The sequence below is a fragment of the Pseudomonas viridiflava genome, assembly GCF_900184295.1.
In the GTDB taxonomy this organism is placed as follows: Bacteria; Pseudomonadota; Gammaproteobacteria; order Pseudomonadales; family Pseudomonadaceae; genus Aquipseudomonas; species Aquipseudomonas viridiflava.
Window position 1 is genome coordinate 2090068 of the sequence record NZ_LT855380.1, and the last position, 18214, is coordinate 2108281.

3 protein-coding genes are annotated in these 18214 nt (G+C 62.1%); 2 read left to right on the forward strand and 1 reads right to left on the reverse strand.

Translation table 11 applies throughout. The annotated features are described in order from the left end of the window. Window positions 1-210 precede the first annotated feature (210 nt). Both CFBP1590_RS09830 and CFBP1590_RS09835 read left to right on the forward strand, forming a co-directional pair. Window positions 211-6681, forward strand: coding sequence for a non-ribosomal peptide synthetase (locus CFBP1590_RS09830; RefSeq protein ID WP_088234934.1), 6471 nt, complete (start codon window positions 211-213; stop codon window positions 6679-6681). A 1-nt stretch (window position 6682) separates the two neighbouring features. Continuing rightward, window positions 6683-15310 (forward strand): non-ribosomal peptide synthetase, encoded by an 8628-nt coding sequence (locus CFBP1590_RS09835; protein WP_088234935.1) that lies wholly within the window; start codon window positions 6683-6685, stop codon window positions 15308-15310. A gap of 190 nt (window positions 15311-15500) precedes the next feature. On the opposite strand, the gene CFBP1590_RS09840 is transcribed toward CFBP1590_RS09835, so the two are convergent. Continuing rightward, on the reverse strand, window positions 15501-17930 hold the full coding sequence (locus tag CFBP1590_RS09840; RefSeq protein ID WP_374729029.1) for a TonB-dependent siderophore receptor: 2430 nt from the start codon (window positions 17928-17930) through the stop codon (window positions 15501-15503). Window positions 17931-18214: the final 284 nt, after the last annotated feature.

Sequence of the window (18214 nt, forward strand, 5' to 3'; positions counted from 1 at the left end):
ACACGCCGCAGATTTGCAGCAAGAAACAAACTGTGGGAGGGGGCTTGCCCGCGAAGAACGACGATGCGGTTTGCCTGACAAGCCGCATCCATCAATCGCCGGCAAGCCGCCTCCCACAGTCCAGTGCCTGCTGCGAGATAGCGCTGTGTCAGACACAGCGCGCCAGTTCCCTCAGGAATGCTTCAGTTCAGTTGTTCAGGAGAGACACCCGTGCACCAGTTGCTTGACTCCGTTAAATCGCTGTCCCCTCGTGAACGCAAGGCGTTGGCGGTCCTGCTCAAGCGTCAGGGGGTGAATCTTTACGGGGTCACGCCGATCTTCCCGAGGGAGACGCAGGAACCGGCAGCGCTGTCCTTCGCCCAGCAACGGCAATGGATTCTCTGGCAACTGGAGCCGCACAGCGCGGCCTACAATATTCCGCTGGCCTTGCGGCTGCATGGCCCGCTGAACATTGAAGCGCTGCGTCGCAGTATCGAAGCGCTGATCGAGCGTCACGAAACCCTGCGCACGACCTTCGAGCAACAGGGGGACGAAGCGCTTCAGGTTGTGCACCCGGCGTCGGCCTTTTTACTGAACGTTGATCGGCTTGCCGATGGCCAATCGGTTCAGGACTACGTCGATCACGAAGTGCAGCAGCCGTTCGATCTGCAACACGGACCGCTGCTGCGCGTCAGGCTGCTGCAGGTCGCCGATGAAGAACACGTGCTGGTGCTGACCCAGCACCACATCGTCTCCGACGGCTGGTCGATGCCGATCATGGTCGAGGAACTGCTGCAGGGTTATCAGGCCATCAGCCTGGGGCGAGCGATCGAGCGTGAGCCGCTGCCCATCCAGTACGCTGACTACGCCATCTGGCAACGCAACTGGCTGGAGATGGGTGAACAGGCACGGCAGCTGGAATACTGGAAAAATCAGCTCGGTGACCAGTCTCCCGTGCTTGAATTGCCCACCGACCGTCCACGTCCGGCCATGCGCAATCCTCATGGCGCACGCTTGAATGTCGAACTGGATGCCGCGCTGCTGAATCGCCTCAAGGCCCTTGCCCGTGAGCAGGGAATTACCCTGTTCATGTTGTTGCTGGCCTCGTTCCAGACCCTGCTGCATCGCTACAGCGGGCAGGACGATGTGCGTGTCGGCGTGCCGATTGCCAACCGCAACCGCAGCGAAACCGAAGGGCTGATCGGCTTCTTCGTCAACACTCAGGTGCTCAAGGCCGAGTTTTCGGCGCAGACCACCGTGGCCCAACTGCTGCAACAGATCAAACAGACTGCCGTGCAGGCTCAGGCCCATCAGGACCTGCCGTTCGAGCAACTGGTCGAAGCCCTGCAGCCGGAACGCGACCCGAGTCGCAGCCCGCTGTTTCAGGTCGCCTACAACCACCAGACCGAGTCCCGCAACGAAGCCCGCGAACTGGCGGGTCTGCGTCTCGAGTATCAGCTGTCCGACAAACACACCGCCCAGTTCGACCTGACGCTGGACACCTGTGAGCGTCTGGACGGGCTTGGTGCATCACTGATCTACGCCACCAACCTGTTCGATGCGTCCACCATCGAGCGCATGGCGGGCCACTGGCGCAACCTGTTGCAAGCCATGACGAACGATGTGCAGCAGCGCATTGCCGACCTGCCGTTGCTGAGCACCGATGAGCGTGAGGCGACCTTGCAGGGCTGGAACGCCGGTCTGAAGGTTTATACGACCGGGCAGTGCGCGCATCAGCGCTTTGAAACTCAGGCGTTGAAAACACCACAGGCCATTGCCCTGAGTCTGGGCAGTGAGCAATTGAGCTACGACCAGCTCAATCAACGGGCCAACCAGTTGGCTCACAAATTGCTTGAGCAGGGCGTCGGCCCTGATGTGCGCGTGGGCCTGGCGGCCGAGCGCAGTCTGGACATGATCGTCGGCCTGCTGGCAATCCTCAAAGCCGGTGGCGCTTACGTACCGCTGGACCCGGATTACCCGCAGGACCGGCTGAGTTTCCTGATGCAGGACAGCGGCATCGAGCTGCTGCTGACTCAACGTCATCTGATGAATGGCTTACCGGTCCCGGCGAACGTGCAGTGCCTGTTCATCGAAGCCGCGCTGGACGGCTATAGCGCCGAGAACCTGATCAACCATACGACACCGGACAATCTGGCCTACGTCATCTACACCTCAGGCTCGACCGGCAAGCCCAAAGGCACGTTGCTCGCACACCACAACCTGATGCGCCTGTTCGCCGCCACCGATGAGTGGTTCGCCTTCAACGAACGTGACGTTTGGACGCTGTTCCATTCCTTTGCCTTCGACTTTTCGGTCTGGGAAATCTTCGGCGCGCTGCTGCATGGCGGCCGGTTGGTGATCGTGCCCCGTGAAACCAGCCGCTCGCCGGAAGACTTCCACGCCTTGCTGGTCGAGCAGCAGGTCACTGTGCTGAACCAGACGCCGTCGGCGTTCAAGCAACTGATGCACGTCGCCTGCGAGAGCCCAAAACCGCTGGCGCTGCGCTCTGTAATCTTCGGTGGCGAAGCATTGGACGTGACCAGTCTGACGCCGTGGTTCGAACGTTTTGGCGATCAAGCGCCGCAACTGATCAACATGTACGGCATCACCGAAACCACGGTTCACGTCACCTATCGGCCGATCACCCAGGCCGACACACACAACCCTGCGAGTCCCATCGGCGAGGCCATTCCTGACCTGTCGTGGTACGTACTGGATGCCGATTTCAATCCGGTGGCCCAAGGCTGCAGCGGCGAGCTGCACATCGGTCATGCGGGGCTGGCGCGGGGGTATCACAACCGCGCTGCGCTGACCGCCGAACGCTTTGTGCCTGATCCGTTTTCTGCTGACGGCGGACGCCTGTACCGCACCGGGGACCTGGCGCGTTATCGCGCAGCTGGCGTCATCGAATACGCCGGGCGTATCGACCATCAAGTCAAGATCCGTGGCCATCGCATCGAGCTGGGCGAGATCGAAGCGCGTCTGCAGGCCCAGGCCCAGGTGCGCGAAGTGATCGTGCTGGCGCTGGACGGGCAACTGGTGGCGTATCTGGTGCCGGACGACCCTGCGCAGGACCCGCAAACACTGCGGGAAACCCTCAAGGCCGAGCTGAAAACCCATCTGCCGGACTACATGGTGCCGACCCATTTCGTGCTGCTGGACGCCATGCCGCTGACCGCCAACGGCAAGCTGGATCGCAAGGCACTGCCCGCTCCGGATGCCACCCAATTGCAGGCGCAGTACGTCGCGCCCGAAGGCGAGCTGGAACACCAACTGGCCGTGATCTGGGCCGAAGTGTTGAAGGTTGAGCAGGTCGGTCGTACCGAAAATTTCTTCGAGCTGGGCGGGCACTCGTTGCTGGCCACACAGGTTATTTCGCGCATTCGTCAGCAGCTCAGTGTCGAGCTGTCCCTGCGTCATCTGTTCGAAGCGCGGGATCTGGCCGCGTTTGCGCAGTGTGCCGGTCAGGGGCAGGCCGCCAGCATGCCGTCGTTCGTCAAGGCCGACCGCAGCCAGGCGCTGGGTCTGTCTTACGCCCAGCAGCGTCAATGGTTTCTCTGGCAACTCGACCCGCAAGGCACGGCCTACAACATGCCTGCCGTGCTGCGCCTGAGCGGCCCATTGGACATCGCAGCGCTGGAAAACAGTTTCAGCGCGCTGATCGCCCGTCATGAAACCTTGCGCACCACGTTCCGTCAGGATGGCGAGCAGGCGGTGCAGATCATCCATCCGGCCCATACGTTCACGCTGACGGTCGAGTCGCTGCCGAGCGGGCAGGGTGTTGAAGTGGTCGTGCAGCAGGAAGTGCAGCGTCCGTTCGATCTGGAGCAAGGCCCGCTGCTGCGCGTCAAGCTGCTGAATCTGCGCAGCGATGAGCACCTACTGATCCTGACCCAGCACCACATCGTCTCCGATGGCTGGTCGATGCCGATCATGGTCAACGAACTGGTGCGTCTCTACGAAGGCTTCAGTCAGGGCCGCGACGCGCAACTGGCCGAGCTGAGCCTGCAATACGCCGATTACGCGCTCTGGCAACGCAACTGGATGGAGGCGGGCGAGCAGGCGCGACAGCTGGCGTACTGGAAACAGCAGTTGGGTGACGAACAACCGATTCTGGAACTGCCCGCCGACCGGCCGCGTCCGGCGCTGCAAAGCCATGCCGGGGCGCGACTCGCCATCGAGCTGGATGAGGCGTTGGTCGAGGGGTTGAAGAGCGTGGCCCGCCAACAGGGCGTGAGTCTGTTCATGGTGCTGCTGGCTTCGTTCCAGAGCCTGCTGCATCGCCACAGTGGGCAGTCCGACATTCGCGTCGGCGTGCCGATTGCCAACCGCACCCGGGCTGAAACCGAAGGCCTGATTGGCTTTTTCGTCAACACTCAGGTGCTGCGTGCCGGATTTGATCTGCACACGACTTTCAACGAGTTGCTGCAACAGGTCAAACAGACCGCGCTGCAGGCCCAGGCGCATCAGGAGCTGCCGTTCGAGCAACTGGTCGAAGCCCTGCAACCCCAACGCAGCCTCAGTCACAGCCCGCTGTTCCAGGTCATGTTCAACCACCAGAACCAGGCCAGCGCCGAGGTGCGCGAGGTGGCGGGTCTGCAGGTTCAATCAGTCGAACTCGACAGCTACCCGGCGCAGTTTGACCTGACCCTGAACACCGCCGAACACGACGGTGGGCTCAGCGCGGGCATGACCTATGCCACCGAATTGTTCGATCGCCGCACCATCGAGCGCATGGCCGGGCATTGGCGAACCCTGTTGCGGGCCATCTGCGCCAATCCCGGCCAGCGTATTGCCGAGCTGCCGATACTGAACGACGCCGAACGCCAGCAGATGCTGGACTGGAACGCCACGTCTGCGGAGTTCCCGAGCGAACAGTGCATTCACACGCTGATCGAGACTCAAGTTCAAAAAACGCCGGACGCTCCTGCGCTGATCTTTGCTGAACAACAACTGAGTTACGCGCACCTCAACGCCCGCGCCAACCAACTGGCTCATCGTTTGCGTGATTCAGGCGTCGGCCCGGACGTGCGAGTGGGCATTTGCGTCGAGCGCAGTCTGGAACTGGTGATCGGCCTGCTGGCCATCGTCAAGGCAGGCGGTACCTACGTGCCGCTGGACCCGGATTATCCCGAAGACCGGCTGGCCTACATGATGCAGGACAGCGGTATCGGCCTTTTGCTGACCCAGACGCCGCTGCTGGCGCGTCTGCCGATGCCTGCCGGGGTGCAGAGTCTGTGCCTGGATCAGAACGGCGACTGGCTGGACGGTTATAGCACCGCCAACCCGGTCAACCTGACGGATCCGCTCAATCTGGCGTACATGATTTACACCTCGGGATCGACCGGCAAACCCAAAGGCGCGGGCAACAGCCATCGTGCGTTGGTCAACCGTCTGCATTGGATGCAGAAGGCTTATGCGCTGGATGCGACCGATACCGTGCTGCAGAAAACCCCGTTCAGCTTCGACGTATCGGTCTGGGAATTCTTCTGGCCGCTGCTGACCGGAGCGCGTCTGGCCGTGGCGTTGCCGGGTGATCATCGCGACCCTGAGCGGCTGGTGCAGACCATTCAGCAGCATCAGGTCACGACCTTGCACTTCGTGCCGTCGATGCTTCAGGCCTTTCTCACTCATCCGCAGGTGGAAAGCTGCCGCAGCTTGAAACGCGTGGTGTGCAGCGGCGAAGCCTTGCCAGCGGAACTGGCCGGGCAGGTGCTCAAGCGTCTGCCACAGATCGGGCTTTACAACCTCTATGGCCCGACCGAAGCGGCCATCGACGTCACGCACTGGACCTGTTCGCTGGACGATGTGCTGAGCGTGCCGATTGGTCGTCCCATCGACAACCTCAAGACCCACATCCTCGATGACGGCCTGCTGCCGGCCGCACCCGGCGTGGCGGCGGAGCTGTACCTGGGCGGCGTCGGGCTGGCGCGGGGTTATCACAACCGCGCCGCGCTGACGGCCGAACGCTTTGTGCCGGACCCGTTCGACGAACAGGGTGGTGGTCGTCTTTACCGCACGGGCGATCTGGCACGTTATCGCCAGGAAGGCGTGATCGAATACGCCGGGCGTATCGACCACCAGGTGAAGATTCGCGGGTTGCGCATTGAACTGGGTGAAATCGAAGCCAGCCTTCTCGAACACCCTTCCGTTCAGGAAGCAGTAGTCATCGACATCGAAGGCTCGTCCGGCAAGCAGCTCGCCGCGTATGTGGTGACGAACGATCAGAACCCGGACGTTGAAGGTCTGCGGGACAGGCTCAGGGCGTTCCTCAAAGAAACATTGCCGGACCACATGGTGCCTCATCACGTTGTCTGGCTGGCCAGGATGCCGCTCACGGCCAATGGCAAGCTGGACCGCAAGGCCTTGCCGAAACCGCAGTCCGGCCAAGCGGCACGCCTTTACGTGGCACCGGCCACCGAACAGGAGCAACAACTGGCGGCGATCTGGGCCGAGGTGCTGAAGGTCGAGCGAGTTGGGCTGACCGACGACTTCTTCGAACTGGGCGGCCATTCGCTGTTGGCCACGCAACTGGTGTCCAGAATCCACTCGGGACTGGGCATCGACATCCCGTTGCGGCTGATCTTCGAGAAACCGCAACTGAACGAATTTATCCAGGCGTTCGCCCAGAGCGGCCTGTCGCTGACCGAGGACGGCTTGTCCGATATCGAGAAAATGATGAACGAAATGGCGGGTATCTGACATGGACCAGTCTGCAGCAGCGCGTATCGCCCAGCGTTTCGTCGGTTTGCCCGTCGAACAGCGTCGTCAGATTCTCGGCAAGATGAATGAAACCGGACAGAGCTTCAGGCTGCTGCCGATTGCCGTGACCCGCCATGAGATTGCCCGCATTCCACTGTCGTACGCACAGCAACGTATGCTGTTTCTCTGGCAGATGGAGCCGCACAACATCGCCTACAACGTGCCGCTGGCAGTGCGTCTGAATGGCCCGCTGAACCCGCAGGCGCTGGGCGCAGCGCTCGACCAACTGGTGCAGCGTCATGAAACCCTGCGCACCCGGTTCGTCTCCGAAGACGGCGAGTTTCATCAGGAAATTCTGCCGCAGGGCAACGTTGCCCTGGAGTGCGTCAGTGTCGAGGCAGAGCAGATTGAGGCGCAGGTACGTGCCGAACTGCATAAGCCGTTCGATCTGCTCAGCGGTACGTTGCTGCGGGTCAAGCTGTTCCAGCTGAGCGACGCTGAACACGTGCTGACGGTGTGCCTGCATCACGTGGTGTCCGATGGCTGGTCGGGCGAATTGCTGATTCGTGAATTCGTGCAGCTGTATCAGGCGCAAGTCCTTTGGCAGACCGCAACCCTGCCTGAACTGGCGATTCAATACGCTGACTACGCCATCTGGCAGCGCGCCTGGCTGGAAGCCGGGGAGGGCGAGCGGCAGCTGGATTACTGGAAGCAGCAACTGGGCAGTGAGCACCCGGTGCTGACCCTGCCGCTGGACCATGAGCGTCCGTTGCAGCCCAGCCATCGTGGCGCGACCGTGCGTGTCGATCTCTCGGAACACCTGTCGACACAGTTGAAAACCCTGGCCCGCAGCCGTGGCCAGACGATCTTCATGCAGGTGCTGGCGGCGCTGTCGGTGGTGTTGTCGCGCTTCAGCGGGCAGGCGGATATTCGCATCGGTGCACCGAATGCCGGACGTACCCGCAGCGAACTGGAAGGACTGATCGGTTTCTTCATCAACACCCAAGTGCTGCGCGTGCAGGTGGACGAGCGCCAGAGTTTTGCGGCATTGCTGGATCAGGTGAAACAGGTGGTGAGCGGCGCGCAGTCGCATCAGGAACTGCCTTTCGAGCATCTGGTGGACGCCCTCGCCCCAGAGCGCAATCTGGGCCACAACCCGTTGTTCCAGTTCAAGATCAACCAACACGTCTACGCTGCCGATCAGGCCGACGCCTCGCGCCAGAGCCTGACCGGGCTGAGCGTCAGCGAGTTTCCGGTGGGCGCAAGCGATGCACGCTTCGATCTGGCCTTCGATTTCACCGACACACCGGATGGCCTGCGCGGTTATTTCACCTATGCCACCGACCTGTTCGAGGCTCGCACCATCGAGCGTATCGCTGACGCGTTGCGCGAGGTGTTGCAGGCGCTGGTGACGAATGTTGATCGTCGTCTGGCGGATCAGCCGCTCACAGGTTCGCTGCCGATTATCGAAACGTCGCTGGATTTCGCCTGCTCCGACTTCCTCGGCCTTTGGCAGAACGGCCTGCACAACGTACGTGACAAAACGGCCGTGCGGGTTGGCCAACAGACGCTGAGCTTTGCGCAACTGGAGCAACAGTCCAACCGTTTCGCTCGCTACCTGCAAGCCGAGGGCATCGGCGCAGGCATGACGATTGCGCTGTGTCAGGACCGCTCCGTGGAGTGGGTGGTCAGCCTGCTGGCGGTGCTGAAACTCGGTGCGGTGTACCTGCCGCTGGACACCTCACAGCCCGCCGAGCGCTTGCAGCAATTGGTCAGGGACAGCGGCGCGGCATTGCTGATTCATGCTGCGGACAACGACAAGGCCGCACGGCTTGGCGTCTGCCCGGTGCTGGCGTTCGATGCGACGCAGTGGGCCGATTGCGCCGATGAAGCGTTGGGGATTCAGGTCGAGGCCGAGCAACCGGCTTACATCATTTACACCTCAGGCTCCACCGGGCAGCCCAAGGGCGTGGTGATCAGCCACGGCGCGCTGGCCAATTACGTGCAGTCCGTGCTGACGCGCCTGTCGCTCGATGCGGAGGCGAGCATGGCGATGGTCTCTACCGTAGCGGCCGACCTGGGTCACACCTTGCTGTTCGGCGCGCTGGCCTCCGGTCGCACATTGCACTTGCTGTCCCACGAACAGGCCTTCGATCCCGACGGATTTGCCCGCTACATGGCCGAGCATCAGGTGGACGTGCTGAAGATCGTTCCAAGCCATCTGCAAGGTCTGCTACAGGCCGCAAGGCCCGCCGATGTGTTGCCCAGGCAGATGCTGATTTTGGGTGGAGAAGCCAGTTCCTGGGCCTTGATCGAGCAGGTTCGCTCGCTCAAGCCGGGCTGCCGGATCGTCAACCACTACGGTCCCACCGAAACCACGGTCGGCATCCTCACCCACGAAGTGGCTGAAAAGTTGTCCGCCTGCCGCAGTGTCCCTGTTGGCCAGCCGCTGGCCAACGGCAAGGCGCGGGTGCTGGACGCATACCTGAACCCGGTCGCCGAGCGTGTCGCCGGCGAGTTGTACCTTGGCGGCGCGGGTCTGGCGCAGGGCTATCTGGGCCGTGCGGCGATGACTGCCGAACGCTTCGTGCCGGACCCTGAAGCCGATGGCAAACGCCTGTACCGTGCAGGCGACCGCGCGCGCCGGGTGGATGGCGTGCTGGAGTATCTGGGTCGCGCTGACGATCAGGTGAAAATCCGTGGCTATCGGGTCGAGCCCGGTGAAGTCGGGCAGTTGCTGCAAACCCTGGAAGGCGTCGCCGAAGCGGTGGTGCTGGCCCAGCCGCTGGACAGCGATGAGTCGCGTCTGCAACTGGTGGCGTGGTGCGTGGCGTCGGTAAGCGCTGAAACCCTGCGCGAACAACTGACCGCACGCCTGCCGGAATACCTCGTGCCAGCGCAAATCCTGATGCTCGAGCGTCTGCCGCTGACCGCCAACGGCAAACTCGACAAAAGCGCCTTGCCCAGACCGGGCGTGGTCAAACAACGCTACACCGCACCGGTCGGCGAGATCGAGGAAAAGCTCGCCGCGGTCTGGGCCGATGTGCTCAAGCTGGAGCAGGTGGGCAGCACCGACAACTTCTTCGAACTGGGCGGCGACTCGATCCTCAGTCTGCAAATCATCGCCCGCGCCAAGCGTCAGGGCATCAAGCTCAGCCCGAAGCAGTTGTTCGAAAAGCAGACCATCGGCCAATTGGCGTCGGTGGCGAAACTCATTCAGAAGAAGCCTGCCGCTACGGTGGAGCAGGTCAGCGGTTCACTGCCCTTGCTGCCGATTCAGGCGCGCTTCTTCGAACTGGAGATTCCCGAGCGTCATCACTGGAATCAGGCGGTGACGCTCAAGCCCAATACGGTTCTGGACGCAACGCTGCTGCAAAGCGCGCTGACAGCGCTGATCGAACATCACGACGCGCTGCGTCTGGGCTTCTCTCGGCAGGACGGGCAATGGCATGCCACGTTTGGCGCGCTGAATACTCGCGATGTGCTGTGGACGCATGAGCTGGACGACACCGAACGCCTGACCGAACTGGCCGACGAAGCACAACGCAGCCTTGATCTGAAAAACGGACCGCTGCTGCGCGGCGTGCTGGTCAATCTGCCGCAGAACGAGCAACGCCTGCTGCTGGTCATTCACCACCTCGTGGTGGATGGCGTGTCGTGGCGTGTGCTGCTGGAAGACTTGCAACAGGTGTATCAGTCCATTGCCGCAGGACAAACCCTGGCGCTTCCGAGTAAAACCAGTTCCCTCAAAAGTTGGGCCGAACACCTGCAGGCCCATGCGCAGAGCGCTGCGCTGGAGCAGGAACTGTCCTGGTGGCAGAACCAGTTGCAGGGCGCCAGCGACGCGTTGCCCTGCGACAACCCACAGGGCGGGCAGCAGCAGAAACACGCGACCTCTGTGGTCACGCAACTGGGCAACGAACTGACCCGGCAACTGCTGCAGGACGCACCAGCGGCCTATCGTACCCAGATCAACGACCTGCTGTTGACGGCGCTGGCGCAGGTGATCAGCCGCTGGACCGGACAGTCCGACGTGCTGATCCGCCTGGAAGGCCATGGCCGTGAGGACCTGTTCGACACGCTGGACCTCAGCCGTACCGTTGGCTGGTTCAGCAACCTGTACCCGGTCAGGTTGTCGCCACAGAGCGTGTTGTCCGATTCGATCATGGCCATCAAGGAACAATTGCGCGCGGTGCCCGACAAGGGCATCGGTTATGGCGCGCTTCGCTATCTGGGCAGCGACGCCGCGCGTCATGCGCTGCAACAGCTGCCGCAGGGCAGCATCGTCTTCAATTATCTGGGCCAGTTCGACGGCAGTTTCGATGCGCAGGACGCGTTATTCGCCCCATCGGCTGACAGCGCGGGCGCCTCTCAAAGTGCCGAAGCGCCGCTGGCTGCGCCCCTCAGCATCAACGGTCAGGTGTACGGTGGCGAGCTGCGTCTGAGCTGGAGTTTCAGCGGCGCGGTGTTCGAGACCGGCACGGTGCAACGTCTGGCCGACGACTACGCACTGGAGTTGCAACAGCTCATCGCGCACTGCACGGCGTCAGGCGTGGCCGGTGTCACGCCGTCCGACTTCCCGCTGGCCCGTCTGACTCAGGCACAACTGAACAGCCTGCCGATGGCGGCCCGAGACATCGAAGACATCTACCCGCTGGCGCCGATGCAGCAGGGCATGCTGTTCCACACCCTGTTCGAACAGGAGGCGGGCAACTACATCAACCAGATGCGCGTCGAAGTCAGCGGCCTGGATGTCGCGCGTTTCAAGGCGGCCTGGCAGGCCACGCTGAATACCCATGAAGTGCTGCGCAGCGGTTTCGTCAGCCATCTGGATCAGTCACTGCAGGTGGTGTTGCGCGAAGTGCCGATGCCGTTCGCCGAGGTGGATGCCATAGGCCAGACGCCGCAATGGCTGGATGACTGGGCCGATGCGGACCGTCGACAGGGTTTTGATCTGACTCAGGCGCCGTTGCTGCGTCTGACGGTATTGCGCACCGCGGAAGACAAACATCAGTTGGTCTACACCAGCCACCACATTCTCATGGACGGCTGGAGCAGCTCGCGCCTGTTGGGCGAAGTGTTGCAGCGTTACAGCGGACAGACGCCGGCAAGACAGACCAGCCGTTATCGCGATTACATCGAATGGCTGCAACGTCAGGACGCGGCGCTCAGCGAACGTTTCTGGACCGGACAACTGGCGGAGCTGGATGAGCCGACCCGCCTGATGCAGAGCTTCAAGTCGCAGCCGGGCGAGGCCGGGCAGGGCGATCACCTGCAACTGATCGACGCGCACGCCACACAGGCATTGAGCGAGTTCGCCCGCGAACAGCGTGTAACCCTCAATACGCTGGTGCAGTCGGCCTGGCTGCTCGTGCTGCGACGCTACACCGGGCAATCCAGCGTGACCTTCGGTGCAACGGTGGCGGGGCGTCCTGCCGAGTTGCCGGGTGTCGAGGAACAGCTCGGTCTGTTCATCAACACCTTGCCGGTGATCGCCAGCCCGCGTCCCGAGCAGCGTGTTGCCGACTGGGTCCAGCAGGTCCAGACCAAGAATCTGGCCCTGCGCGAATATGAACACACGCCGCTTTACGACATTCAGCGTTGGGCGCGCAGTGGCGGTGATGCGCTGTTCGACAGCATTCTGGTGTTCGAGAACTACCCGGTCTCCGACGCGTTGCAACAGACCGCGCCGCCGGGGCTGGTCTTCGGCGGCCTGCATACGCAGGAACAGACTCATTACCCGCTGACGCTGGTGGTCAATCTGGGTCAGACCCTGTCGATGCGTTTCAGCTACGACCGGCAGAGCATGAGCGACGCCGACGTGGTGCAATTGTCGGCGCATTTCCAGCACCTGTTGCAGGCGCTGATTCGTGATCCACAGGCTGCAATTGGTGAACTGGCGCTGCTGGATCAGCCTGCGCAGCGGCAGGTATTGCGCGACTGGAACGATACGGCTGCAGACTTCCCGAGCGAACAGTGCATTCATACGCTGATCGAGACTCAGGTGCTGGCGACGCCGGATGCGCCTGCACTGATCTTTGCCGAGCAGCAACTGAGTTACACGCAACTCAACGCCCGCGCCAACCAGCTGGCTTACCGTTTGCGTGAATCGGGCGTCGGCCCGGACGTGCGAGTGGGCATCTGTGTCGAACGCAGTCTGGAACTGGTGATCGGCCTGCTGGCCATCGTCAAGGCAGGCGGTGCCTACGTGCCGCTGGACCCGGATTATCCCGAAGACCGGCTGGCCTACATGATGCAGGACAGCGGTATCGGCCTTTTGCTGACCCAGACGCCGCTGCTGGCGCGTCTGCCGATGCCTGCCGGGGTGCAGAGTCTGTGCCTGGATCAGAACGGCGACTGGCTGGACGGTTATAGCACCGCCAACCCGGTCAACCTGACGGATCCGCTCAATCTGGCGTACATGATTTACACCTCGGGATCGACCGGCAAACCCAAAGGCGCGGGCAACAGCCATCGTGCGTTGGTCAACCGTCTGCATTGGATGCAGAAGGCTTATGCGCTGGATGCGACCGATACCGTGCTGCAGAAAACCCCGTTCAGCTTCGACGTATCGGTCTGGGAATTCTTCTGGCCGCTGCTGACCGGAGCGCGTCTGGCCGTGGCGTTGCCGGGTGATCATCGCGACCCTGAGCGGCTGGTGCAGACCATTCAGCAGCATCAGGTCACGACCTTGCACTTCGTGCCGTCGATGCTTCAGGCCTTTCTCACTCATCCGCAGGTGGAAAGCTGCCGCAGCTTGAAACGCGTGGTGTGCAGCGGCGAAGCCTTGCCAGCGGAACTGGCCGGGCAGGTGCTCAAGCGTCTGCCACAGATCGGGCTTTACAACCTCTATGGCCCGACCGAAGCGGCCATCGACGTCACGCACTGGACCTGTTCGCTGGACGATGTGCTGAGCGTGCCGATTGGTCGTCCCATCGACAACCTCAAGACCCACATCCTCGATGACGGCCTGCTGCCGGCCGCACCCGGCGTGGCGGCGGAGCTGTACCTGGGCGGCGTCGGGCTGGCGCGGGGTTATCACAACCGCGCCGCGCTGACGGCCGAACGCTTTGTGCCGGACCCGTTCGACGAACAGGGTGGTGGTCGTCTTTACCGCACGGGCGATCTGGCACGTTATCGCCAGGAAGGCGTGATCGAATACGCCGGGCGTATCGACCACCAGGTGAAGATTCGCGGGTTGCGCATTGAACTGGGTGAAATCGAAGCGCGGCTGCTTGAACACGCCGTTGTGCATGAAGCCAGCGTGATCGACATCGACGGACCGACCGGTAAGCAACTGGTGGCCTATGTGGTGCCGAGCGATGCGGAGCAGGGATCAGAGGGCTTGCGTGAGGCGCTGAAAGCGCAGCTCAAGTCCCACCTGCCGGATTACATGGTGCCTGCGCATTTCGTGCTGCTCGACGCCATGCCGCTGACCGCCAACGGCAAGCTGGACCGCCGCGCTCTGCCCAAGCCTGAAGCAGGCCGTGCGCAGGGTTACGTGGCGCCGCGTAGCGAGTTCGAACAACGTCTGGCTGCGCTTTGGGAACAGGTGCTGCAGGTCGAACAGGTTGGATTGAACGACAACTTCTTTGCCTTGGGCGGACACTCGCTGCTGGCGGTTTCACTGGCCGGGCGGATTCGCGAGACCTTCGATGTGTCGATCAAGCTGCATGATTTCCTGCTGATGCAGACCTTGGGCGAGTTGGCCGATTTCATGCGCGCTGGCGAGGCGAAGGTCAAATCGGCGGTCATTGCCATGAACACCAGTGGCTCGACCCGCACGCCAGTGTTCTGCCTGCCGCCGGGCGGCGGCGGTACGTATTCCTACTATCCACTGGCCGGGAAACTGACTGACCACCGCGTGGTGTACGGGCTGGTCAACAAGGCCTACGTGATGCCGGGCTGGTTCGATACGTCATGGACAGAGATGGTGGATTACTACGTCGAGCAGATTCGCAACACCCAGCCGGTCGGGCCTTACAGCCTGATGGGCTGGTCGATGGGCGGCGCACTGGCTATCGACGTCGCGCATTGTCTGGAAAGCGCAGGCGAAATCGTTGAGTTCGTGGGGCTGGTGGATACCCAGCTGCCCGTTTCCGTCGGCATGGAGTGGGTCGAGGAAGCGCCGGACGTCACTCGCCAGAAGCAGGACGAGAACTACTACCGCAGCCTGATCAAGAGCCTTCAGGCCTTTGTTCCGGGCTTGCAGGAAGAGGCCATTGTCCAGTTGATCGAAACGGCCCGGCAGTCGGTTTCAAGCGAAAGCGAGGTGATTGATCGGGTGGTCGATCAGGTTGCACACGACGCCGGGATGAGTGCCGACAGCCTGCGCAGCGTGTTCCAGGACATTGCCGTGCAGGACGAAATCGAAACCGGCTACCGCCTGCTCGACGCCAACGCCCGCCTGAGCGAAGCCTTCACCCTGAAACGGTTGAACGTCAAAGTCGATTGCTGGTGGGCCGGACAAAGCCGCCAGCCCGACCAGATCGCCAAGGCTGAGCGGGTATTGCTCGAACAGTGCTCAGTGAACGGGCTGGCGAGTTCAAGCGTGGTTGATCAGCGTCACGACAACGTGGTGATTGCCGATGCGTTTCTGGATGGGCTGCTGGCGCGGTTGAGGATGTGATCTGTTGCTGATCGTACGTCACCCCGGACGCGGAGCGTCCTGAGCGGCATTCCCACGCAGAGCGTAGGAACGATCAGCGACGATGAGTGCTCCGCGAGGGCATGCAGCCCGGGACGCTCTGAGTCCCAGTGGATCTGTTGACTCGGAGATTCGGTAGAAAACGATCAGCGTGAGTCGGCAACGCGCAACTTCAGAAATCCCCGCGCACGGTCAGGACGTAATTGCGTGGATCGCCGTAATAGTTGCCCCGGTCGATATCGCCAGTAGCCTTGTAATACTTGCGGTCGAGCAGGTTGTTGCCGTTCAACGCGATGGACCAGTGCTCGTCGACCTTCCACGACACGCGGGCATCCCAGATCGCCCGACCGGGATTTTCGATGACCTGGGTCGATTCGGTTTCCCGGTAGCCGCTCTGGGCTGAAACGCCAGCGCCAACGGACAGCCGCCTCCACGCTCCGGGCAGGGTGTAATTGCTGCTGATGCGTGCCATGTGCCGCGGAGTCTCGGCAGAAATGGACTGCCCGTCACTGCCGCGGGTGAGGTTGAAGGTATATCCCGCCAGCGTCTGCAACCCCGGCAGCAGTTCGCCGCTGACTTCCATCTCGAAACCCTTGCTGCGTCGTACTTCGCCGTTCAGGTAGCAGGTCCCGTAAGCGTCGTTCATCAGGCACTCGCCGACATGGGTATCGTCCTCGACCGCCACGTCTTTCTGTTTCACGTAGAACACGGCAAAGGAAACGTTCAGGCGTTTGTCGAGCAGTTCGCCCTTGATCCCGGTTTCGTGACTGGCGCCGATGGCCGGATCGAGCAGGGCGCCGCCCGCCGTGCGATAGCCGCTCTGCGGCAGGAAAATATCGGTGTAGCTGGCGTACCACGACCAGTCCGGGGACAGGTCGTAGATCACACCGAGAAAGGGCGTGACTTCGTTGTCCTGTCGGGCGCGGGTCGTCAACCCGGCCGATTGGGTCTGATAGTCATACCAGCTCACACGGCCGCCCATGACCAGACTCAGTGATTCGGTCAGGGCCAGCCGCAGATTGCTGTAGACGCCGTAGCGCTTGTCGCTGAAGTCGGTACTGCTCCAGGCCGGGCGCGCGGGTTCGGTGACTGCGTCGTGGTCGACGTTGAACACATCAACCGCACGAACCGTATTCACGGTGGTGTAGCGTGAGTCGCGTTTCTGCTCCGACCAGTTGGCGCCCAGCGTCAACTGATGAGTCAGCCCGAACCCCTCGAAGCGGCCGTCCAGATGGGTGTCCAGGCCATCGCTCTGCAGATCGTCCGAACGGAACAGGGTTTTGACCAGCCGAGAGCCCGCCTGCGTTTGCGGGTCGATTGCACCCTGGGCGTAGGCGACTTGCTGTTCGAACGAACCGTTGGAATGCGTGGCCGACAGCTTCGCCGTCCAGTCGTCGTCTAAACGGTGTTCCAGTTCGCTGAAGACTTCATCAGTCTGCGTCTCGTGACGGTTCCAGGATTGAGCCAGCGAGGTCGAGCGTGACACCTCGAGCGCCCGGCCGTCGCTGTAGCGCGGCAGGCCGAATATCGAGAAGCCGTCAGTGTCCGCACGCTGACGGCGGATCCCGAGGGTCAGCGTGGTGTCCTCGTTCAGATCGCTTTCCAGAATGCCGTAGAGCAGCGGGGCGGTCTTGTGCAGCACATCGATGAAGTAGCCCCGGTCTTCATATGAAGCCACGAAGCGACCGCGCACACTGCCCGAGTCATTGAGGCGACTGCTGCCATCCAGATCGACGCGATAATTGTCCCAACTGCCTGCGCGGGTGGTCACCGAGAGCTGAGGAATGGCCGTCGGACGCTTGCGCACCAGATTGACCGCTCCGCCCGGATTACCTGCGCCGATCAGCAGGCCCGCCGCGCCGCGCAATACTTCGACACGATCGTAGATGGCCATGTCCGGCGTCATCCAGCCGGTCACGCTGTAGCCCTGCCCGGAAACACCATCGATGGTGTAGCTTTCGTCCTCCATGGCGAAGCCGCGCGAGCTGTAGACGTGGGAGCCGAAGTTGCGTTGCGAGAAGGTAATGCCCGGCGTTTGCGCCATCACCTCGTCAAGCCCGGTCAGGTTCTTGTCGTCCATCAACTGGCGGGTCATCACCGTCACGGATTGCGGTGTGTCACGCAGTGACTGAGGTGTCTTGTTGAGGCTCACGGCGGCGGTGGTGTACGAGCCGCTACCCTCGGTGGTGACGCCAAACTGCTGTGCCTGAATCGCCACCGGTTTGAGCGTCACAGGCGGCAGAAGCGGCGTGCGGCTGAGCGTCAGGGTGTTGGCTTCGAAGGTATGCGCCACTCCAGCCTTGCGCAGCAGATCCGTGACCGCCTGCTCGGGCGTGAGCTTGCCGCGCACCACGCCGCTGGTCTTGCCGCGTACGTCATCCGGGTTGTACAGCACTTGCAGATCGCCCTGGCGCGCCAGTTCTTTCAAGGCGCTGCTCAAGGGCTGGGCGGAAATGTCGAAGTCCAGCTCCTCGGCCATCGCCTGGCCCTGGAGCAACAGCGAGAACACCAGACCCAGCACCCTCAACATCAACCCGGATTTCGGGCGTTTGTCGAAGGGTTTTACGCGTCCCGAGTGGCAGCGTCTGAAGGGTGGTGGCATAGCAGGAGGGCTCTTTTGGTACGCGCGTGCAGGATAGTGTATTTGTCGTCGGCCGGGTGTCAGTCTTCGTCAGCAGGCTCATTGTTTTTGACTTACCAGTCTGTGGGAGGCGGCTTGCCGGCGATGCAGCCAGCGCGGTGTCGCAGGCGGACCGCGTTATCGTTCATCGCCGGCAAGCCGCCTCTTATCAAACAACCTGTAAACCACTGAAGAAACTGGATTTTGTGGGAGCGGACCGGGCGGCGTTCCGTTTGTCCGCGAATACTGTATTTCAGGCGATGAAT